16 protein-coding genes and 2 pseudogenes are annotated in these 22,407 nt (G+C 57.7%); 14 read left to right on the top strand and 4 right to left on the bottom strand.

Annotation, left to right across the window (positions count from 1 at the left end; genetic code table 11):
• Positions 1 to 52 precede the first annotated feature (52 nt).
• Together H4V98_RS13425 and H4V98_RS13420 are read right to left on the bottom strand one after the other, a co-directional pair.
• A complete protein-coding gene (locus H4V98_RS13425) occupies positions 53 to 1,123 on the bottom strand; it encodes an IS3 family transposase (RefSeq protein WP_280757561.1) in 1,071 nt (356 codons plus the stop codon).
• The gene (locus tag H4V98_RS13420) at positions 1,120 to 1,626 is read right to left on the bottom strand and encodes a transposase (RefSeq protein WP_280757560.1); all 507 of its coding nucleotides are present in this window, start codon (positions 1,624 to 1,626) and stop codon (positions 1,120 to 1,122) included. Before H4V98_RS13420 ends, H4V98_RS13425 begins: the two co-directional genes overlap by 4 nt.
• Positions 1,627 to 1,696: 70 nt before the next feature.
• Between H4V98_RS13420 and H4V98_RS13415 the strand changes: the two are divergent.
• Positions 1,697 to 2,125, top strand: a pseudogene (locus tag H4V98_RS13415) (ATP-binding protein); the annotation flags it as partial.
• 207 nt (positions 2,126 to 2,332) lie between these two features.
• A pseudogene (locus H4V98_RS13410) lies at positions 2,333 to 2,554 on the top strand (IS3 family transposase); the annotation flags it as partial.
• A gap of 637 nt (positions 2,555 to 3,191) precedes the next feature.
• Here the strand turns inward: H4V98_RS13410 and H4V98_RS13405 are convergent.
• Together H4V98_RS13405 and H4V98_RS13400 are read right to left on the bottom strand one after the other, a co-directional pair.
• Entirely contained in the window at positions 3,192 to 4,022 is an 831-nt protein-coding gene (locus tag H4V98_RS13405; RefSeq protein WP_280757559.1) for a Hachiman antiphage defense system protein HamA, read from the bottom strand.
• Positions 4,023 to 4,373: 351 nt separating this feature from the next.
• Positions 4,374 to 4,949, bottom strand: a complete 576-nt coding sequence (locus tag H4V98_RS13400) for a hypothetical protein (RefSeq protein ID WP_280757558.1) — start codon at positions 4,947 to 4,949, stop codon at positions 4,374 to 4,376.
• Between the two features lie 617 nt (positions 4,950 to 5,566).
• On the opposite strand from H4V98_RS13400, the gene H4V98_RS13395 reads away from it, so the two are divergent.
• The 12 genes from H4V98_RS13395 (at position 5,567) to H4V98_RS13340 (ending at position 22,406) form a co-directional block, all read left to right on the top strand.
• On the top strand, positions 5,567 to 9,286 hold the full coding sequence (locus tag H4V98_RS13395; protein ID WP_280757557.1) for an Eco57I restriction-modification methylase domain-containing protein: 3,720 nt from the start codon (positions 5,567 to 5,569) through the stop codon (positions 9,284 to 9,286).
• 163 nt (positions 9,287 to 9,449) lie between these two features.
• Positions 9,450 to 9,707 (top strand): hypothetical protein, encoded by a 258-nt coding sequence (locus tag H4V98_RS13390; RefSeq protein WP_280757556.1) that lies wholly within the window; start codon positions 9,450 to 9,452, stop codon positions 9,705 to 9,707.
• A 3-nt stretch (positions 9,708 to 9,710) separates the two neighbouring features.
• On the top strand, positions 9,711 to 11,324 hold the full coding sequence (locus H4V98_RS13385) for a phage portal protein (protein ID WP_280757555.1): 1,614 nt from the start codon (positions 9,711 to 9,713) through the stop codon (positions 11,322 to 11,324).
• The gene (locus H4V98_RS13380; protein ID WP_280757554.1) at positions 11,321 to 12,631 is read left to right on the top strand and encodes a S49 family peptidase; all 1,311 of its coding nucleotides are present in this window, start codon (positions 11,321 to 11,323) and stop codon (positions 12,629 to 12,631) included. Before H4V98_RS13385 ends, H4V98_RS13380 begins: the two co-directional genes overlap by 4 nt.
• Before the next feature lie 50 nt (positions 12,632 to 12,681).
• The gene (locus H4V98_RS13375; RefSeq protein WP_280757553.1) at positions 12,682 to 13,047 is read left to right on the top strand and encodes a head decoration protein; all 366 of its coding nucleotides are present in this window, start codon (positions 12,682 to 12,684) and stop codon (positions 13,045 to 13,047) included.
• 37 nt (positions 13,048 to 13,084) lie between these two features.
• Entirely contained in the window at positions 13,085 to 14,125 is a 1,041-nt protein-coding gene (locus tag H4V98_RS13370) for a major capsid protein (protein WP_280757552.1), read from the top strand.
• Between the two features lie 5 nt (positions 14,126 to 14,130).
• A complete protein-coding gene (locus tag H4V98_RS13365; protein ID WP_280757551.1) occupies positions 14,131 to 14,439 on the top strand; it encodes a hypothetical protein in 309 nt (102 codons plus the stop codon).
• Positions 14,440 to 14,859 (top strand): hypothetical protein, encoded by a 420-nt coding sequence (locus tag H4V98_RS13360; protein ID WP_280757550.1) that lies wholly within the window; start codon positions 14,440 to 14,442, stop codon positions 14,857 to 14,859.
• 41 nt (positions 14,860 to 14,900) lie between these two features.
• On the top strand, positions 14,901 to 15,659 hold the full coding sequence (locus H4V98_RS13355) for a hypothetical protein (protein WP_280757549.1): 759 nt from the start codon (positions 14,901 to 14,903) through the stop codon (positions 15,657 to 15,659).
• 138 nt (positions 15,660 to 15,797) lie between these two features.
• Complete coding sequence (locus H4V98_RS13350; RefSeq protein ID WP_280757548.1) at positions 15,798 to 18,500, top strand: phage tail tape measure protein; 2,703 nt, start codon at positions 15,798 to 15,800, stop codon at positions 18,498 to 18,500.
• Positions 18,501 to 18,899: a hypothetical protein gene (locus H4V98_RS13345; RefSeq protein WP_280757547.1), complete on the top strand. Its 399-nt coding sequence runs from the start codon at positions 18,501 to 18,503 to the stop codon at positions 18,897 to 18,899.
• 6 nt (positions 18,900 to 18,905) lie between these two features.
• Positions 18,906 to 22,406 (top strand): hypothetical protein, encoded by a 3,501-nt coding sequence (locus H4V98_RS13340; protein WP_280757546.1) that lies wholly within the window; start codon positions 18,906 to 18,908, stop codon positions 22,404 to 22,406.
• The last annotated feature ends 1 nt before the right edge of the window (position 22,407 follow it).

The following is a 22,407-nucleotide window of genomic DNA, read 5'->3' as shown; positions in this document are numbered from 1 at the left end:
TCAAGGCCAGGGACGGGCGCTGTCAAGGTAGTTGCCGCAAAAAGTTCGATGCTCAAGCGGCTAGTTTTTCTGGTTGATTCTGCTCCTTTGGTGTTTGCGGGTTGAGGTGCACTTCGGTGATTGGCGACCAATTGCGAGTCCCCCCTGACCAGCGGTTGGGGTTAGCGTTTCGGGCCGCGGCGTAGACCTTGGCGCGCTCAGCCAAAATGGCCTCATCGAGTTTTAAGTGCCGCTGCGCTGGGGTGATAAATCGAATGGCGCTGTGCCGATGCTCGTGGTTGTACCAGTGCACCAGCTCTGTCACCCAGCGCCGCGCCTGCAACAGGCCGTTGAACGGTTTGACGGGCAGTTGAGGGCGGTACTTCAGTGTCCTGAACAAAGCCTCGGAGTAAGGATTGTCGTTACTGACTGCCGGTCGGCTGCGAGAGGCAGCTACGCCCAGGCGCTGCATGGTGGCAAGCATCGTTTCCCCCTTCATCGGCGAGCCGTTGTCCGAGTGAACGGTGAGCTGATGGGGTGCAATGCCGCGCCGCTCGCAAATGGCCCGCAGCAACTGACTGGCCAGCTCGGCGCTCTCGCAATCGAACACCTGCCAGCCCACGATCCGGCGGCTGAACAGATCGACAAACAGGTAAAGGTAAAAGTAGATGCCGCGGACCTCGGTGGGCAAGTAGCTGATGTCCCAGCAATAAATCTGGTCGGGCCCGGTCGCCACCAGCGCGCGTGGCCGGCTGCGTTTTTGCGCCACCCGTTCCAGGCGGCGGTGCCTCAACTGGCCGGTTTCACGCAGCAGCCGGTACAGGGTCGACTCGCTGGCCACATACAGGCCCTGGTCAGCCAGGCGCGGCACGATCTGGCCGGGTGGCAGATCCTTGAACTCATCGCTGTTGACCACCTCCAGCGCAGCTTGCCGCTCAGCCTCGCTGAGCTTGTTAGGCGGCACGGTGATGCGGCGTTTGTTCCCGACCCTGAGGTCGCCCTGCTGGTTCTCCGGGCGCCGCCAGCGCTGAACAGTACGCGCATCCAACCCAATCAGGGCGCAGGCCTTTTGCAGACGTGCGCCGTTGTCGCAGGACTGCCCTATCAGCGTCAGTAGCGTCTGACGCTGTTGGCAACTGGTCATTTCTCCTCGTCCTCCCACAGGGCCTGGAACTTTTTTTGTAGCACCAGCAGGGCTGCGGCTTCCGCCAACGCCTTCTCTTTTCGACGCAGTTCGCGCTGCAGCCCATCGTGTTTGACTTGCAACTCGCGCAGTGCCGTCCTGGCTTCGCGCGATTCAGGCGCTGTGGCGCTGCAAAACGCTTCACCCCAGGCCTTGAGCTGGTGCTCAAACAACCCCTTCTCCCGGCACCAGGCATGCAGTTGTGTGGGCGTCATGGCATGCGTCTGGTTCAGCGCAAGCAAGCGCTGGGAAGGGCTCCACGATTGGGCCGGTAAGTTCTCAAGCAGTTGCGCAGCGAGGCCAGTGACGGCATGCTTTCGGTTGGACTTGCTGATCCATTTTCTCAAGGTGCCCACTGGCATATTCAAATCATTGGCAACGTCCTGCACGCTGCGTGTGCCTCGTTGCCTGGCTTTGCTCAGCGCCTGTTCCTGGAATTCAGTTGAATGTCGATTTGTTTTCATAAATAGCGCTCCAATGCGGATCATCCGCAATCACGGGGGAGCGGCAACTAGTCTGACACGGGGGGAGGGCAAGCGCGTGCGCTTTTACTCCACGGTCGATCTGGTCAATGTGCTGGAGAAGGAAAAGCGTGACGGCAAGGCCGGACGCATGGCTCTGAGCTTGATGCGCATGGACCTGGTCGTTCTCGATGAGCTGGGCTACCTGCCGTTCAGCCAGGCGGGCGGCGCCTTGCTGTTTCACCTGCTCTCCAAGCTGTACGAGCACACCAGCGTGGTCATCACCACCAATTTGAGTTTCTCCGAATGGTCGAGCGTCTTTGGGGACGCCAAAATGACAACAGCGCTGCTCGACAGGCTCACCCACCACTGCCACATCGTGGAGACGGGCAACGAGTCGTACCGGTTTCAGCACAGCACCCTGGCCGCCAAGTCGCGGATCAAAGCGCGCGAGCAAGTGCGCAAGGAGGCAAAAGCAGCACGGCCAGACGAGCCGTTCTGAGCCGGGCGCGCACGGGGAAATCCGCTACGGGCTACGCCCTTCGCTCCTTTCCCCGTGCAGTCTAGGAATTCAAAAAGCCTGGATAAGGAAAGCCAAGAACCAGCTGCTGAGTACACTTATCCACAGTTGCTGGTTCCAACACCAGCGACCCGCCCTGGGTCACTATTGGATCGGCAGGGTGGGTCAATATTCAATCGGCGCCGACACCGCAAGGGCAATTGCTGGGATAACTCGGTGATGGAGCGCTTCTTCTTGAATCTGAAGATGGAGCGGGTCTGGCAACGTGACTACGCCAATCACAGTGAAGCCATCCATGACGTGGCTGACTACATCGTCAACTTCTACAACTCCGTGCGGTTGCACTCCAAACTGGGCAACTTGTCACCCAATGCTTTCGAGCATAAATCGGCAACTCAACCCACCTATTGATGTGTCCGAAATAACTTGACCCCCACAGACGTTTGTGCTGGTGAAGCGCCGCACAAGGTTCTCGAGCAGTCTTGCTGGGATCCATTCACTGGCACTGTCATCTAGCTTCTCTTTGGACGCGTTCTCTGTTTCACGGCGGGCGTCATCAATCTGTGAAAGTTCTCCCCGTTCAAGTGCATCAAGCAGAGATTGCCCCAACGCTGATCTCATGGCATTCGGTCGCTTGAGGAGGTCAGTACAGGCTAGGTAGCTTTCTGGCCCAGCAAGATCGACAGATTGACTCCGGATGGTGATGTAAGCCGAGGCGGGGAACCCACCACAGTAAAACGCAGCTGCAGCGAATAGCGTTGCTTCCGACTGCGAGATGCCAACGCGCTTGAGCTCGCTCTCTTGGCCAGGTGCTGCTATCTGCGCAAGGGCGTTACCTAGCTTAGACCAGCCCTCAGCGTCTTCCGACCCGGTGCGCATCCTGGTGAAAAGCTCACCCACCAGAGCTATGTAGTAGTCATCGACTCGCGCCCGCACTTCTGCCTGCTCGACAGTGACTTGGGGAACTTTAAAATGCTCAATGTGCCTGATTGCGTCTGCATCGCCAATCCATCGGAGAAGGTGTTGGTCCATTTTTGATGAGATGAAACTACTTAGTGTTCGTAATTTTGGCGGTTGCTACAGCCGACGGCACCGCGTTCATGGCAGCTGTGTATGCGGCTTCGTATGTGGCTTTCAGCTTCGGAACTGAGATGACCACCACCTCGTAATCCGGAGAAGCGGTCGCGGGGGCCTTCGCAGCCTCCTCGGTTACGAGCGAGTCGCATACAACGGCGACAGCTTGAAATTTTTTGACCGTTGGTGGAAGTCCTGCGAGCTTGATGAACCGATTCAACTGTGCGACGGAGGCACCCTCAGTTGCTCCAGTGATGGCGCGTTCTCGGAGCCAGACCAGTGTTCCTGCTAGCCGACTCGTCCGGTCGGTTTCGCAACCCTCAATGGCATTCTTTATGGGCTCGAACTTGCTCTTGGTCGACTTTGCTTTCACCTCTGAGCAGAGCACTGTGTCCATTGCAGACGAAGTGGGCCAGTTAGGTAAAACCAGATGTACGACATCGGAGTACGGTGCTGCCTTGTTGCGGTCTTGCTTGAGATGCCATCTTCTGAGCCCAACCGCCGCTTTTGGCAGAGCCGTTGCGCCTTGGTAGAAGTAGGTCAAGATCTCGCCGAACTCGCCCGACATCACTGACCCAGGATCTGGCAAAGCGGCCGCAATCACCTGGGTTGCCGGGGGGTATTGGATGGCCTGAATGTTGACCCTGTCATCGGAGATGTAGCACCGGCGTATCGCCATCCCAAGGGCTGTGGGGAGCGCGGCGGCATGTGCGTTTGTCACGCTTACAAAAACGTAGGATGGCCTCTTAACGGCGGAAAACCAACCAGCTGTGGCGTGAAAGGAAAGCCCAAGATCATTACTCATGTCGTCTCATTTTTCATTAAGGCGCTCAACACCTGCTCGCCTAGTGCAGGCACTCTTGCTCTAGGCGCACAACGGGATTCCAGTCACGGGCAAATTCCATCGGTTGTCCGCTCCTAGCCGATAGTACCTGTTCGACTCTCGCTGGGAAACGACGGCAACCGCTGCAAAACGGAAGTCCGTTTCAGACTGAGACCGGCTGTAGCCGTTTGCGATTTTCCTACTTCAAACCTGCCCGTGGGTGACATACGCCGACTGTCAGCAATATGGCCCTGCTTTCGTCAAGGCCTATTTCGGGAATCGACCGGGAGCGGGCGCTCGTTGCCGACTGGTTTGAGGTAAAACCAACGGCTGTCAAAAGAAAGTATTCGCTGAGAACTTCATCTTGCCCGACTGAAATAATTGCTCAAATTGGGCGCGCCTACTGCTAGGAGCGTTGATCAGGAACGCGCAGGCAACTGGGGCAAACGCTTCTATGGCATCGATGGGCTCGGAATAGACCAAGCCCTTGCGCGCGACTTTCATCACATCGGTCACGTTGTTGATGGCTCCCCATTCGATTTTTGGAGTCAGCGTATGACTGAATTTGTTGCGCACTGAATTTACGTTCTGAATCGCGGGCTTTACGAATGCCGCCGCTGAAAGCCCATCCTTTAAGCGCTTTGTCTTCTGGCTGAATGTAAGCCTGAGTTCCTCCAAATTGTTGATCTTGTATTCCACCTTAATGTGCTCGTTCATGTACTGTTCGATCACAAGGTGTACGCGAAGTATTCGTCCTATCGCGTTGTGGTCCGCAGAAAATGCCGCATCAAATCGCTCAATCTCGACTTGTGCCTCCTTTGACATTTCGTCCATGATCGGCGCAAACAAGTTCAAGAAGGCCTTTTGAGCCTCAAGGCTTAGCGGGTTGACTGGGGTTGTGTCGTACATGATGCGCTTCGTACGGTTGTGTCGTGATCGATGAGATGATCTTAAACGTAGAGGGACATCATCTTGCAACCGGACTTGGGCGCCGGGTCGCCAACGTAGGATGCCGTACGTTGGCCGTCAGCAATGGGCACCATGTGGGCCGTCGTGAATGACCGCAGACGAGCAGGCAAGATGTAGGAATTGAACTTCCAGAAAGCTGCCGGTGTTGAATACCTGGATACGCTGAAAAACGGAAGTCCGTTTCAGACTGATTGGCGTCGTTTAATTGCTCGACTCTGTTTTCGAAACTCAAAATTAACATTGGCATTCCAAATGCTTGTCAATTTGGTGATGTTGTTAACGTAAACAATCATTACTGATGCCGTGGCCAAAGCAATCAATGGACTATAAAGACCGAATCAATTCACTGCCGAGCGCTTTAAGAGATCATTAAAGTTGTTGAGCTAGGATCCCTTAAACAGGTTTTCTGGCTCAACCATCTACTGCCAAATCTGAATACATATATTTCATTGGACGGAGCTGAAACAAACTACTATAGGTAACTTGCCGAAAAGACCGAGGCTGAGGTCTAAATTTAATTAACTAGTTTTCACGAAACCCTGAACAATTTAGAAAAAATGCAAATTTCCATCCAAACTCCACGCAAATTTCTTAATCCCTTGCTTTCACAAAAAAGTATTGTTTCAAGCGATTTTGAGGAATTTAAAGTTGCTGCTCTAAAGTATGTCCAGGACGTGCAGCAGCAAAGAGCTAGCAAGCAAAGCGAACCAAATATCGTTGCTGGGGCATTGATGCCATTTTTACAATCGAATCCGCTTGCTTATAACTGCCGCCCTTATAGTCAGAAAGGGCAAAGCGGAATTGACCTTGCAATTCTGACTGGCAACGATATTAACGTCATCATTGAAGCCAAAGTCGTTGGCAGTAAAGACATGATTACGGTTCATGATTTGAATCGTAAATCGTTTCATGAAGCTATTTTTTACTTCATGCAAGAGCGAGAGCGAGGCAACGACAAGCTAACCCATATCATCATCACTGATTTTTATGCGTGGTTTGTATTTGATGCCAAAGATTTTGATCGTTTATTTTGGCGCAATGAGCAGTTGAAAAAAAACTTTCATGCTTATCATAATCCTAATCTGCTAACCAAAAGCACGGCTGAAGTCTATGCAGCCATAGAAGCACATCTTCCCAAGATGCTAAATGATCTATTTACCGAAGTAACCATTGACTGCGCCTACTTTAATATATCTGCGCCTGATAAAATTCAAGACAAAGATCTGACAGCCATTTATAAGCTCCTCAGTCCAGATGGTTTGATAAAGGCATTTAATCCTAATGATGCCAATAGTTTGAATCGTGAGTTTTATAACGAGTTGCTATACATACTGGGTTTGCAGGAGACAAAGGACGGTGGCAAAAGACTGATTAGTGCGTCAAGCACTGCAGGCGGCCTGTATGATGGTATTGCTGATAAGCTAGACCAGCAAGGGAAACCTCATGCGTTTGAAGATGTGATCAAACTCATCATCATCTGGGTAAACCGCATTTTATTTCTAAAACTTCTGGAGTCACAAATCGTGACTTGGACAGGAGATAAAAAAAGCCGTTTTTTAAATATCGAAAAAATCAGCAGTTACGATGAATTAGAAAGTTTGTTTTTTGACACTTTAGCGCGGCGCCTACCGAACCGAAAAAATAAGAGCTTTTCATATATACCATACCTCAACAGTTCACTGTTTGAGATGCAGAATGAAGAAAATTCTGGTATTGGCATCAGTGCATTGTCTGATAGCATGCAAATTGCTTACTATCCAAGAACCGTAGTGAAAGACAGCGCACAAAACTGTAAAAATGGAAAAACAAAAACACTGTCTTATTTGTTTGAGTTTTTAGATGCATATAACTTTGCCAATGACAGCAGTGATGAGGTAGTAGTTGAAACGAAAAATCTGATCAGTGCATCGGTGCTTGGATTGATTTTCGAGAAAATCAACGGCTATAAAGACGGTAGCTTCTATACCCCCAGCTTTGTGACCATGTATATGGCGCGTCAAACTATCCAAAAAGCTATTCTCCAAAAGTTTAATGAAAAATACAGCTGGACTTGTACGGCGCTTGTGGGCGAAGGGGGATTAAAAAACGAGATCAAAGATCACCACATCAAAAAGAAAGACAGTAACGCACTGATTGACAGCCTGAAAATTTGTGATCCTGCGGTAGGCAGCGGACATTTTTTAGTTTCCGCCCTCAATGAGATTTTGTATATTAAAAGCAGGCTGGGTTTGCTGGTGGATGAAGAGGGCACTTTGCTCGATTACGACATCACCATAGAGAACGATGAGCTTATTGTGACCAGCGACGAAGGCGAGCTGTTTGAATACAAGAAAGGCAGTAAAGAAAAAAACCTAGTACAAAAAACCATGTTCCAGGAAAAGCAGAAAATCATTGAAAACTGCTTGTTTGGGGTTGATATTAACCCAAACTCGGTAAATATTTGCCGACTCCGATTGTGGATCGAGTTATTGAAGAGTGCTTATTATCTGCCAGATGGTACGCTGGAAACGCTTCCTAACATCGACATTAATATCAAATGTGGCAATAGTCTGATAAGCCGCTTTGCGCTGGATACAGACTTAAAAAACGCTTTGAAGAAAAGTAAAATATCTGTGAAAGATTATCGTGCTGCCGTAAGTAGCTACCGCAACACAAGTGACAAAACGCAAAAACGGAAGCTTGAGATTTTAATCAACGATATTAAAAATAAGTTCCGAGAAGAGCTGCAGACCAATGATCCCAACCTGGAAAAACTTAAAAAAGTGCAAGGTGCGTTGAAGACATTGAAAGGACAGGCTGCACTGTTTGAAGAAGACAGCAATAAGAAAAAAGAAAAACAAAAGCTTGCTGCTAATCTTAACGCTGACATTGTCAAATGGGAACTAGCTGTTGAAAATGCCAAGAGCAATAAAATTTATTCAAATTCATTTGAATGGAGGCTGGAGTTTCCCGAAGTTCTGGATGAAGCAGGAAATTATGATGGATTTGATATAGTTATTGGAAATCCTCCATATTTTAACATTGACAGTTTTGGCGGCGGCTCAACTATGTTGCGTTACTTGCCACTCAATTATCCACAAGTTTATATGGATAAGAGCGACATCCTGTTTTACTTTTTGGCATTGGCTGGAAAAATTTCAAAGCTACAAACTGCATTTATTATCTCAAATGCAATGATGTACTCGGATAAAGCCCAGAAACTGCGCAATCATCTTTTGCAAAGTAGTTCGATTGAAAAAATAATAAATTTTGAAAAGTATCAAGTGTTTGACGAAGCCAGCATCACGTCAATGATGCTTTTTTTAAACAAACCTCATGTTGCCAACAGCACAACACAGGTGAAAAATTTCGTTGAAGCAAATTATGACAAGAACAAATTGATACGTGAGGTTAATAGTAATGCTGGATATTTCAATGTTATTTTAGAAGAGAACCGTGTTTTTGCTTTGGCTAAAAATGACATTGCAGCGCTCAATAAAAAAATTGAAAGCTCTCACAAAACCTGTGGAGACTTATTCCACGTTGGAAAGGGTATGGAAACTGCCGCTAATGAGGTATTTTGCTTCGATCATTACCCTGTGCAATTCGATGCAAAGTATATTAAAAAGCGCATGAGTGGTGGAGTTATTGAAAAATATACTTATAAATCGGCTTTGGAATTTATTTTGTATTTTGAAGATATACCAAGTTACGAGAAATTGGATAAAAATATAAAAGCACACCTGCAGTCGTTTAAAGCTAAATTAGAAAACCGCGCAACCGTCAAAAATGAAGGCCGTGTTTGGTGGCGTTTTAGCCGCCCCATGCACAAGGAGTATTATAAATATGATAAGTTGTGGTGCTCATACCGTGCCAAGGAAAACATTTTCTGTCTGGATGAAAGCACTGAATTCATTGGCCTTACCAACACCACGGCAATTTTTGCAACCAACCCCGAGGTATGCATCAAATACGCACTTGCTTTGTTGAATTCAAAAACCCTGAATTTTCACTATAAATCAATCGGCAAGCAAACTGGCAACGGCGTATTTGAATATTTTGAAAATCAAGTTTCTAAGCTGCCCATACCTGTTATTGGCAAACAAGCACAGCAACCCTTCATTGCCAAGATAAATTCAATTTTGAAGGCCAAAGCAAAAGGTGCAAACACGATTACGCTGGAGCGACAGATTGACGATATGGTTTATAAGCTTTATGGCTTGACGTATGACGAAGTGAAAATGATTGAACCTGAGTACAGCAGCATGAGCCAGAAAGAATACGAAGCACTTCCATAGTCATTGTCTTATCTATAAAGATTAATCTGCATATTACAAAAACGGTCGTTCATGGACGGCAGCTAACGCTGCACAGCAGCTTTTCATTGACTATTCGTTTACGAATTCGTTTGTCCGAATATTTGAGCAAGCGGACATGATTTGGTGACAATGTCAGCTGTAAATGTCCGCGCCGCCCCGGCATTCTCGGGGCATGGGTCTTTACAGCTACTACTCCACATCTGATCTTGAAGCGCTGCGCCAGCGCCTCATGGACTCGCTCCATGACCGGCTGACTGGCCCGACCTCGGCTACCAGCAACGGGCGCAGCGTCCAGTTCCAGCAGCAGACCGATCACATCCGCAAAGAGGCGGCCGAGGTCGCTGCCGAGCTGGCCCGCCGCAACGGCCAGTTCGACCGCCGCCCGATCTACCTGGTCTGACGTATGGCACGCAGCAAACGCCCCGCCAGCCGCCACGCCGCGCATGCCCTCAAGGGCGCAGGTGCGGGCGCCAGCCTATCCGCCTACCAGGGCGCCTCGTTCACCGATTTGGCCCTGAGCGGCTGGACCCCGCCAGCGGCCAGCGCCGACGCCGACCTGCTGCCCGACCTGGACGCGCTCACCGCGCGCTCGCGCGACCTGAGCCGCAACAACGGCGTCATGGGCGGGGCGATGCAGACGCTGCGCGACAACATCGTCGGCCCGGTCCTGCGCCTGAGCGCCATGCCCGACTACCGGCTGCTGGGCTGGACGCGGGAGCAGGCTCACGCCTGGGGCAACGATGTCGAGGCCAAGTTCCGCAGCTGGGCCGAAACCACCGAATGCGATGCGGCCCGCTCGCTGAACCTGCTGGGCATGACGGTGCAGGCGCTGGGCGGCGCGATGCTCAACGGCGATGCGTTTGCGCTGCCGCTGTGGCTGCCGCGCCCGGGCAGCCGCTGGAGCACCCGCCTGATGGTTATGGAAGCCGACCGCCTGTGCACGCCCGACGGCCTGCAGTTTCGCGACGACATTCGCGCTGGCATCGAGCTGGACACCTACGGCGCGCCGACCGCCTACCACCTGCTGCGCCGCCATCCGGGCGACGCCTACGGCGTCTATGGCGCGACGGTTTCGCAGCTCAAGCAGTGGGACCGCATTCCGGCCTTCACCGACTGGGGCCGCCCGCGCGTCATCCATCTGCACGACAAGGAGCGCACCGGCCAGTCGCGGGGCCGGCCCATTGTGTCGGCCGTGATGCGCGAATTTCACATGACCGGCAAATACGCCAGCAACGAACTGCAGGCGAGTCTCGCCAACTCGCTGGTGGCGGCGTTTCTGGAGTCGGACCTTGACCAGGAATCGGCTGCCGCGCTGTTCGGCGACGACCCGCGCACCGCCTGGAACAAGTCCGTGGGCCAGGCCCAGAGCATCGGCAAGCTGCAGGGTGCGGCGGTGATTCCGCTGCCCGCCGGCGCGCGCATGAGCAGCTTCACGCCGGGCCGGCCCAACGCGGCCTTCTCGGCCTTCATGGACGTGCTGCATCGGCAGATCGGCGTGGGCGTCAACCTGCCGTATGAACTCTTGATGAAGGACTTCAGCAAGACGAGCTGGTCCAGCGCCCGGGCGACGCTACTGGAGGCGTGGCGCTACTTTCACGGTCGGCGCCGCTGGCTGATGGACTACTGGCTCCAGCCCATCTATGCGCTGTGGTTCGAGGAAGCCGTCAACGCGGGCGAGATCGAGGCGCCCGGTTTTTACGCCAACAAGTACGCCTACACCCGGGCCAAGTTCATCTTCGGCGGTCGCGGCTGGGTGGACCCGGTCAAGGAGGCGCAAGCGGCCGTCATGCGCATGGAGGCGGGCCTGTCCACGCTGGAGAAGGAATGCGCGGAGCAGGGCGACGACTACGAGGAAGTGATGGACCAGCTGGCCGTCGAGCGTGCCATGAAGCTGGCGCGCGGCCTGCCGCTCGATACGGCCGCGCCCGTGCAGACGTCTGCACAGCCCGTCGAGCAGCCTGAAGAACAGCTAGATGACGCCGTTCCCGGCACCGCGCAACCACAAGGCAACGAATGAAATACCCCCACCTGGCCGCGCGCATCTTCAACACGCCGCTGCTCATCCACCCGCAAAAGCTCGACGCCATCATCGCCGGCCTGGGCGAGCGCCTGGCCGGCGCGCCGCTGCAGCTTGACGCCATCGGCCAGCCCGCCGTGCCCACCATGTTCACGACCCGCAAGGGCGAGCGCTCGGACCGGGGTTACCGCGTGGTCGATGGCGTGGCGGTGCTAGGCATTGGCGGCGCGCTGGTGCACCGCACCCGCATGGAAGCGGACTCGACCGTGCTGCTGGGCTACAACGATGTGGCGGCTGACCTGGAAGAGGCCATGCACCACCCGGACATCCATGCCGTGCTGCAGGTGTACGACAGTCCGGGCGGGGAGGTCGCTGGCGCCTTCGAGTATGCGCAACGCGCTTTTGCATTGCGCGGCAAGAAGCCCATGCTGGCGATTGCTGACAGCATGGCCGCGTCGGCCGCCTACCTGGGCGCGAGCGCCGCCGACGAGCTGGTACTGACCACCACCGGCTACGCCGGCTCCATCGGTGTCGTGATGCGCCATGTGGATTTATCGCAGGCGCTGGCTTTGGAAGGCGTGGCCGTCACGCACATCTTTGCCGGCGCGCGCAAGGTCGATGGCAATGCCTTCGAGCCGCTGCCCGAAGCCGTGCGCGTCCAGCTGCAGGGCGAAATGAACGACCTGTACGACGAGTTCATCAACGCCGTGGCCCTGCAGCGAAAGATGGCGCCCGACGAGGTGCGCAAAACGCAGGCCGCGATGTACCGGGGCGTGGCCGCCATCGCTTGCGGGTTGGCCGACCGCATCTCGACCACCGACCAATTGATTACCGAACTGGCCGCGCAGCGCGTGCGTTCGTATTCCGCCGGGCCATCGGCCCGATCCACCGCCAACGACAACCACAAAGGAAACACCATGTCAGGCAACACCACCCCCGGCGGTCCAACCCCCGCCAATTCCGCACCCGCAGCGGCCAGCTTCACGCAGGCCGATGTGGACGGCGGCCGCGCCCAGGGCGCGGCCGCCGAGCGCGCCCGCGTCGGCGCCATCCTGACGCACCAGGGCGCGGCGACCAACATGGCTCTGGCGATTCAGTGCGTCAACACCGGCTTGAGCGCCGAGCAGGCCAACGGCATTCTGGGCGTCGCGCCCGTGGCAGCAGCTAGCCAGGGCAACCCGTTTGCCGCCGCCATGGCCCATGTCGGCAATCCGAAGGTTTCCGGCGTCGAGGGCAAGCCCGATGCGCAGGACGACCCGGCGACCCTGGCCGGTTCGTGGAACCGCGCTTTTGGCATCAAGGCCTGACGCGCCGCTTTCACCCCTAACGCACTCTTCAACGCAACAGGATCACTGCCATGACCACCCTCACCGAAGGCCGCCACACCGGCGAACACCTCATCAGCGAAGCCAGCGGCACGCGCTCGCGCGAAGTCGTCACGCTCATCAGCGGCCAGAACCTGGCGCCCGGCAGCGTGCTGGGCAAGATCACTCTAAGCGGCAAATACACCCAGCTCGCGCCCGGAGCCGCCGATGGCAGCGAAGCGGCCGCTGCCGTGCTGTTTGCCGAAGTCAACGCCAGCGCCGCCGACAAGGCCGCCGTCGTCAGCGCCCGCGACACCGAACTGGACGGCACCGCCCTGGGCTGGCCCGCAGGCATCACCGGCAACCAAAAAATCGCCGCCACCGCCCAGCTCAAGCTGCTGGGCATCGTCATCCGCTGATCGTCAGCACCCACCACAAATCACACAAGGACAAGACATGGCTCACATGGATGTTTTCAGCGGTCGCCCCTTCAACATGGTCGAACTCTCCGCCGCCGTGCAGCGCGCGCCCTACAAGCCGCGCTTTCTCGGCGACCTCAACCTGTTCACCACCAAGCGCGTGCGCACGCAGATGGTCTCGATTGAAGGTAAGGGCGGCGTGCTCTCCCTCATCCAGACCAGCGAGCGCGGTGCGCCGCTGGAAGAGGGCAAGCGCGAAAAGCGCGACATGAAGGACTTCCGCACGGCACGCATCGCTCGCGGTCACACGCTGTATGCCACCGAACTCGACGGCATCCGTGCGTTTGGCACCGAGAGCGAACTGCAAAGTGTGCAAAACGAGATTGCCGAGATCATGGATGGAACCACCGGCCTGCGCTCGGCCGTGGAACTGACGCACGAGAACATGCGCCTGGGTGCGGTGCAGGGCATCGTGGTCGATGCCGATGGAAGCACGATCTACAACTGGTTCAACGAGTTCGGTATTGCCCAGCCCGACGAACTGGACTTTGACCTGGACAATGCTGCTGCAGCTGAGGGCGCGGTACGTAAGAAATGCAATGCCGTGACCCGCGCCATGCAGCGCGCGGCCGGTGGCGCCTGGCTCGACGGCAACACCTATGCGGTGGGCCTGTGTGGTGATGCTTTTTGGGATGACCTGACGGCCAACCCGGAAGTGCGCGGCACTTTTCTGAATCAGCAAGGCGCCAGCGAACTGCGCAACAACGTGGGCCGGGCCTTTAGCTCATTCATGTATGGCGACATCCTGTTCGTCAACTACCGGGGCACCGACGACAACAGCACGGTGGCCATCAACACCAACGCCTGCAAGTTCTTCCCGGCGGGCGCGCCTGGTGCGTTCGTGTCGGCCTTCTCGCCAGGCGAGTTCCTGCCGTTCGTCAACACGCCTGGCCAGGACGTGTACGCCATGGTGGTAATCGACAAGGATCGCCAGGCTTGGGCGCGGCCCGAAATCTACAGCTACCCGCTGTTCATATGCACCCGCCCGGGCATGCTCCAGCGCGCCAAGCGGACCTGATTGCCATGACGCTTCCCCCCTTTTTCGACATCGACGCGCTGATCAACCAGGGGTGCGCTGCCACGCTGGCCAACGCCGTGGCGTCTTACCAGGGCGGCGCGCCGTTCGGCGTCATCCTGGACAGTGCGCCCGCCGATCCGTTTAACGGCGTGTTGGACGCATCCAGCCGCATCTGTGGGTTCGATGGCGGGCATGCGCCCGGCATCGTCGAGGGGAGCATGCTGCTGATCAATGGCGCGGCTCATCGCGTGGCAGGCGGCACGGTGCCCGATGAAACCGGCTGGTTGCAGCTGCAAGTGTTCCCGGTGGCTTAGATGCTCGCGCTCGAATTCCACCTCAAGGCCCGCCTGGCGGCCCTGTCCGCCCTGACCGGCTGGGCCGTGCGCACCGGCACCGAGCAAAGCGAGCGACGCTCGATGCCCGCTGCCGACGTGCGCTGTACCGGGGCGCGAACGACCGACAGCGAGGCGACTGCCGTCACGCTCGATCCTGCCTGGACCGTCACCCTGGTCGTGCCGCGCAGCGACCAGGCGGCCGGGCAGCTGGACGCCGCGCTGGCCGCTGTCATCGGCAGCCTGCACAACTGGCATCCCGGCCAGTTATCGGGCCGTGTGTGGCGGCGCTTGGCGCTGCAGACCGTGCGCGAGCCCGAGTTTGCCGCCGAAGGGCAGGCTGGCTTGGAGCTGGTCTTTGCCACCAGCACCGTGTACCACGGCCAGGTGCTGACGCGCTGAACCTTCTATTTTCCCAACCACTTACCGAAAGAATCCCCGCCATGTCAATCATCAAACAGATCTACAAGCCGTCCATGACCGTGGGCCAGGTGTATGCCAAGATCTACGGCAGCGAAGGCCTGCCGATGCCCATTGGCAACGTGCTCGAACTCGGACTGGAGCACGATGAGGACGTCAAGAAGCAAGACGACATGACCGCCTTAGGTGGCGGCACCCATGCCGAGGTACGCCGTATCAAGGACGCCAAGATCACCATGAAGCTGGCTGATCTGAACGTGGTCAACCTGTCCCGCGCCATTTTTGGCGAGGCGTCGGAAAAGGCCGCCGGTGACGTGATCGACGAGGAGCATGCCGCCACGCTGGGCGGTCTGGTCCGCCTGGCGCACATCCAGCCCACGGCCGTGACGGTCCAGAAGGGCGCCACCGCTGGCGCTGCCACGGTGGTTACCGCGCCGGGCAATTACGAAGTGCGCCCTGAAGGCATCTTCATCAATGCCGATGCTGCAGGCGTAACAGACGCCGACAAGCTCTGGATCAGCTACACCTACGGCGCCTATGCCGTGATCGAGGCCATGACCACCAAGTCGGTCGAGCTGGCGCTGACCTTTGGCGGCCTGAACGAGGCGGACGGCGGCAAGCCGGTGGTGGTGGACATCTACCGCGCCAGCCAGGGCATCACCAAAAAGCTCGCGCTGATCAACAAGGACTTCGGCGCCTTGGATGTCGAGGGCTCCGTGCTGCTCGATTCGACCAAGACCGGCGTGGGCATCAGCCGCTACTACAGGGTCTCGATGGCCTAACCCTGCCGGCGCGCAGCCTGCGCGCCACCCCCGCCACGGCGCCGCACAGCGCCGTGCGGCTTCAAGTGCTGCTGCCAAAACGGCATTAGTTGAAGCCGCTGCATTGCCCGTCAACCCTGTTTATTGAGTACACCGCCCATGGCCATGAAGCCCATTGAGATCCTGATCAACGCCAAGGACAACGCGTCTTCGGTGTTCGACAGCCTGAAGGCCCGGGTCATGGCCGTGGGCGTGGCTATCCTGGGCTACTTTGGTGTCCAGGCCTTTGCCGGCGCAGTAAAGGGCGCCGCCGACTTCGAGCAGGCCATGAGCCGCGTGCAGGCCGCCACGGGAGCCAGTGCTGCCGAAATGGCCCAGCTGCGCAAGGCCTCCGAAAACGCGGGCGCCAATACCAAATTCACCAGCACCGAAGCGGCGGGCGCTCTGGAAAACCTGGCCAAGGCGGGCCTGTCGGCCAAGGACGCGATTGCCGCGCTGCCGGCCGTGCTCAACCTGGCGCAGGCCGGCGACATCGAGCTGGGCACCGCCAGCGAATTCCTGACCAAGGCCGTTATGGGCATGGGCCTGGCCTTTACCGACGCGGGCCGCGTGGCCGATGTGCTGGCGCTGGGTGCGAACGCCACCAACACCAGCGTGACCGGTCTGGCGCAGGCTCTGAGCTATGCAGCGCCCGTGGCGCAAAGCCTTGGCATGTCGCTCGAAAGCACGGTCGCCATCATCGGCAAATTCGCCGACGCGGGCATTGATGCCAGCCGGGCGGGCACGGCCCTGAACAGCATCATGAGCCAGTTCGGCGACCCGGCCAGCAAGTTTCGCCAGGAACTTAGCGCGGCCGGCATCACCACCAGCAACTTCGAGACCGCACTGCACCAGCTGGCCAAGGCCGGCCCGACAGGCGCCAAGGCGATCAACGCGGTCGGGCAGGAAGCCGGCCCGGCGCTGCGCGCACTGCTCAACCAAGGCATGGGCGCGCTGGACGACCTGACCGCCAAGCTCAAGAATGCGGAGGGCAGTGCCGCCGCCACCGCCAAGGTGATGCAGGACAACCTGAACGGCTCGCTCAGCGACCTGTCCAGCGCGTGGGACACGCTCAAGAACGCGCTGGCCACGCCGGTACTGCCCGTGCTCAAGGATGGCGTGGACCAGCTGGCCGGCGCCTTCAAGTCGGCCGTCTCGGACGGCACCATTGCTCGCTTCGGCGAAGCGATTGCCGCGTCCTTTCAGGCGGGCATCAAGTGGGTGCGCGAATTTGCCGCGCAGATCGATTTCAAGCAGATCACGGCCGACCTGCGCGGCTTTGCCGACCGAACTGGCGAGGTATTCACCCGCATCGGTGAATACGCCACCAAGGCCGGTAACAGTGTCCAGCTCGCCTATGGCGTGATGTCGGGCGGCACCAATGCCGTGCTGGGAAGCATCTACGCGCTGGGAAGCGGCTTTGCCACGGTGGCCAGTGGCATTCAGTCGGGTCTGGCGGCGCTCTATGAAGCATCAAGCAAGGTCACCTTTGGCGCGCTGTCGCAGCAGTACAAAGCGATTGCGGCCGAGATCCGGCTGTCGTCGGATGCTACCGCTGCTGCAGCGCAGGCCTTGAGCGACAAATCCCGCGCCGCGTTCTTAGATGTGGCCGATGGTGCCCAGCAGGCCCGTGACGGCTTTGCCCGGCTGGCCGGGGCCATGACGGGCGCAAAGCCAGCCGCTGATGTGGCTGCCAAGGCGATTGACGACGTGGGCGCCAAGCTCGAAGCAACCCGGCAAAAAAGCCGTGATGCGCAAAAGGCCACCGACGACAAGCGCGCCGCTGACGTTGCCGCCACAGTCGCTGTGCGCCAGCTCAAGGACGAATACGCCGCGCTGATCGCCAGCGGCAACTTGCAAGCGGCCGCCGAAAAGATCAAGGACATCAAAAAAGCCTTGCAGGCTACGCCTGCAGCAGCGAAGGACTCGGTCAAGGCGGCGCAGGATGCTGCCAAGCTAACGGCTGAAGCTTTCGAAGCGCTGGGCATTTCTAGCCAGGCCAGCTTGATGATGGTCGCCAGTTCGGCAAAGATCTACTATGACCGCATCAAGGCCGATGGCACATCGACCGCTGCAGACCTAACGAATGCTTTCAAGGCCTATGCCGAAAAAGCCATCGCGGCCAACAACGGCGTGGCCACGGAAACCATCAAGAGCCAGGCGGCCATGCGCGGCCTGGAGATCCAGACCGACAGCGCCGGCAAGACTGTCGTCAAGGCGATGGGCGAAGGTCAGGCAGCCACGGCCAAGCTGGGCGAACAGGTCAAGTTGACCGCCGAGCAGGTGAGGGCGCTTGAAGACGCGCAGGACCGGCTGGCGATGAAATACAAGCTCAGCGCCGATTACACCGAGCGCCAGATCGGCCTGCTTGAAAAAGAAAACGCCCTGGTCGAGCGGCGAAATGCCCTGGAGCGCGAGCGCCTGAACATCGACAAGGAAGGCTACAGCCTGAACACGGCCGGCCAGCGCGTCAATGTCGCCGTAGAAAGCCAGGCCAGCATCTACCAGCGCGCCAAGGACTCGGGCCTGACCGAAGCGCAGGCGCTGGAACTGTCGAAGAAAACCGCGTTGCCCTACAACGGCCCCGGGCTCAGGGTTGCTTCGCCTCTGGACGACGGCTCGAACTGGAGCACCAACCTGCAAAAGAAGATCGACCAGCTCGTGCTGTCCAACGCGGCCGGCTCGACCAGTGGCGCCCAGACCAAAACGTACCGCGTCGTTCTGGAAAACAACGGCAAGTCCGATGAATTCAACCTGACCAGCGACGCGGACGCCCAGCGCCTGGTCGCTGCCTTCCAAAACGCACGACTCACGGCCGGCTAAATGACCATCCTCCTTACCTACAACGGCACCACCACCGCCTTGAGCGACCGGTTGCAGTGGCTTGATGAATACGACTGGAGCCCAGTCGAGCAAAGCACCGAATTCAGCACGACCGGCGCGCTGCTTGTCGATGTCGCCATGAAGCAGGCCGGCCGGCCCATCACGCTCGAAGGGCTGGAAACCGCCGCCTGGCTGACTCGCGCCGTGTGCGACACGCTGCAGGCTTGGGCCGCGCTGCCGGGCATCGAGTTGACCCTGACCGTGCGTGGCATGCCCCGCGCCGTCTTTTTTGACCAGTCCAGAAAAGGCTTCACCGCCGCACCTGTCTGGCGCCTGTCTGATGGCGAGTACACCGAAGAGACGCTTTACCTGCCCACCTTTCGCTTCCTGGAGAAATAACTCACTATGCCGATCCTCACCGAAGACATCAAGCTGCTGAAATCCGCCGTCATGGCCGATGTGCCCGAAGGCGGAGGTGCCATGACGGGCGTTGCCGTGATCGACGGGCAGAGCAACAACCTGTTTCCCGACACCTCGGCAGTGGACCGCGCACTGGGTCGTGTCGCCGCCCGCAAACTGTTCGGCGTGGCGCACTCGGATGACACCGACACCCTGATGGGCGCGCATGCCATCGTCACGGACGCTCCTGACGACGAACTGGTGCATTGCACCTTGATGCAGACAACGGGATGGGCCGACGAGCGCCGTGTCGCGCAGGACCGGATTGAAAAGTACCTTGTCAAAGGCCCTCGCTTGGTGTTTCGCCTGTGGGACACCCACTACACCGGGTCGTTGATTCTCAAATTGATCTGCATGGTTGAAGGCACGCCGCCTGCAGGCGGGGACGCCATTGTGCTGGTCAACCCCACGGGGGAGGAACAGTACGTGCGTATCTTGCGCGTGAGCACTGCGCGTCAGCAAGTCGCCGTGATTGAATCCGGTAGCACCGTCTTGGTGTCAGCGCTGGTGGCAAGTTGTGAAATCGGCAATCCCTTGGAATTCGACTTCTTTGGACCGCCCTCGCTTCGCGTGGGGCTAGACGAAGAAGCGTATGCACAGTCCTATTCAACCAACATTGCAGGCGGGGCCAAGTTTTTCGGCATCAAGCCGCTGGCCTCGGCTGGTGCAATTGGCGACTTTAGTGTCATAGCAGCAGGCGGCATTTATACCCCTGTCGTGCCAGCGGCCACGGTGGAAAGCCCGATCATCGACCTGTACCCGTTGCTGAACCGAACCGGCATTGCTACTACGGCACAGTCAACGCTCACTATGACGAGCGGGGGGCAGATTGGACCGGGCACACTGATAACGCTACCCACCCCAATATCCCCCGGCAGTTTGCGACTGGTAACAAGTTCTGGCGACTTCACCGACGATGCAGGCGATCTCAAGCAGGGGACGCTGACTGTCGGGAAAGTCGAGTACAAGCTGGGCACCGTGACCTTTGCGAGTGACGCACCGGACTACGGATACAACAACGTCACTGCGACGTACCTGCCCGCCACTGTGGCGCAGGTGGCAAGTCACTCGGCGTCATTCTTGGTCACCGTTGCCAATCAGGGACGGGCCTATGTCAATGCGTTTGAGCCACCGCCTGCCGCGAGCAGCTTCACGCTGGCGTATATGGCACAGGGGCGCTGGTACGAGATGGTGGACAACGGCACGGGGAAACTTGGCGGCACGGACATCAGCTACGGCACGGGCATGCTCGACCCCACCACCGGCTCCATGGCTGCAACGCTGGGCGCTGTCCCTGACGTTGGCAGCTTGCTGATCGCCACATGGGGCAATAAAGCTGGCGCTGTGGCCGTCCATCCTGACCGCCTTCCCTTGCGCTTTGGTGCGCGACTGCAGATGCCTGAATCGTCGTCCTTCCCCGTCACGATGTCATGGTCGAGGGCAGGGACCACCTACACCGCCAGTGTTGACGCAACGGGACTAATCACCGGGGACGCCACCGGGCGACTGGGTGGTGGAACAGCCACCTTTGAGCCCGACGTTTTCCCCGATGGGTTGGTCTCAGTCACCGGGACAGTGTTCGAGACCCGAGTGGACATCACCGTAACCCCTGTGACCAATGCCAATGCCTACCAGTACCAAGCGGACGCTAGTCAGCTTCCCGTTGGGCCGGGCACTCTTGTCGGCAAGCTGACCATCACGACCCCGCCGAACGCGATTTATCCTGCATCCGTGGTGGATGTGTTTGACCGCAACGGCAACGTCTACGCCCGCTACCACGGCAACAAAGAGGACGGCATTGCGAACAACGGCAGCGAAATACGGGTCGGTTCTATCGACTACGCATCGGGCCTGATTACCCTGATGGCTTCGGCTGACATTTACATGTGGTTTGACTGGGACGCGGCACCTGTAGGCGCATGGGTACTAGAGACCTACAAGAGCCGAAAGCTGGTGCTGACGCAGTTCACCATCGCCGATTTCGGCGCACTGACTGCCCCAGCCTACTCCACCGGGACCACGACCACGACCACGACTACCTACGAGACGATCAGCACTGAGAAGGCAGTTACCAACGTGCAAACCGCAACGGGGTGGACTGCAGTGGTTTACACGGGGGGCGTTCCTCTGCGCATGAGTGGCATGGCATTCACGATGGGCGGAGAAACCTACTCTGTGGTTGATGGTGTACTGCGGCGAGGTTGGGATACCTTGACAGGGGTCCCGGCTGTTGCGTCTGCAGGCACGCTAACCAGCGATGGAGTCATCACGGTGACGAGCCTGCCTGCCAACTTTTCCAATGCGATCACTTGGAGTAATGCCGTACAGGATGAGGCAGCTAAACAAGTCGGCGGTGGCGTATTCCGCACAGCCAGCGCCCCGCTCAAGACCGGCGTGATGCAACTGCAGTCAGGGGCGCGAATCGCCAGTGCCAATGAGTCAGGCGTCTTGTTAGGGGACGGCTTCACGGGCACAGTGGACTTCCAGCGCGGCACAGTCAAGTGGGCATCCTCACCTGAGATTCCAGCGGACACCTTGAGCTACAACGCCGTGTTTTTGCAATACCTGCCGCTGGACAAAGCATTGCTGGGCATCGACACCGTGCGCCTGCCGCTTGACGGGCGCGTGCCTATCTACCGCACGGGCGACCTGGTGGTGGTGCATAACACGCTGACCACCCAACTGCCCAACCCTGCCGTCAAGGGGACCGCGTACCCACTGGGGCGCACCCGGCTGGCCTCTGTGCGTGTCAAGGACGCGGCAGGGGCCTTAGTGCCAAGCAATTTGTACGTCTCGATCCTCACCCCCGGAACATTGGCCCTGAACACCGATGCTGACTTGTCGATGTACACCGAGCCCTTCAGCGTGGAGCACCGGATTGAGGACTTGCTGCTTTGCTCGCAGGCCGACATTTCAGGGCAGGTGAAATTCACCCGAGCCCTGACGCACGCCTTCCCGGCTGGCACCTCGTTTGTCTCCAGTGCGCTGCCGTTTGGCGACCTGTTCGCCCGACCACACACGTACATCGAGCAGGAAACGTGGGCAGGACTGTGGGCTGACGAGTTGATTGGCACTGCACCGTTGCCAGCCTACAACGAGGGCCAGTTCCCCATCACTGTCACGAACCGGGGGGCGATCTCCGAACGCTGGGCCATGATTTTCACCAGTTCCACCGAATACCGGATCGTGGGGGAGTCCGTTGGAATCATCGGTACAGGCATCACAGGGGCGAACTGCTCGCCGATCAACCCCGCGACCTCGGCTCCCTACTTCACGTTGCCTGAAGGTGGATGGGGCGCAGGCTGGTCCGTGGGTAACGTGCTGCGCTTCAATACCGCCGCCTGTGGCTCGCCATTTTGGGTGATCCGCACTGTGATGCAAGGCCCATCGTCACTCGACAGCGACCAATTTTCCCTCGCCTTTCGGGGTGATGTGGACCGCCCGTAAG

It is taken from the genome of Polaromonas sp. CG_23.6, from assembly GCF_029892315.1.
In the GTDB taxonomy this organism is placed as follows: domain Bacteria; phylum Pseudomonadota; class Gammaproteobacteria; order Burkholderiales; family Burkholderiaceae_C; genus Polaromonas.
The sequence above is the reverse complement of the archived record's forward strand: the minus strand, read 5'-3'. Positions and strand labels throughout refer to the sequence as shown.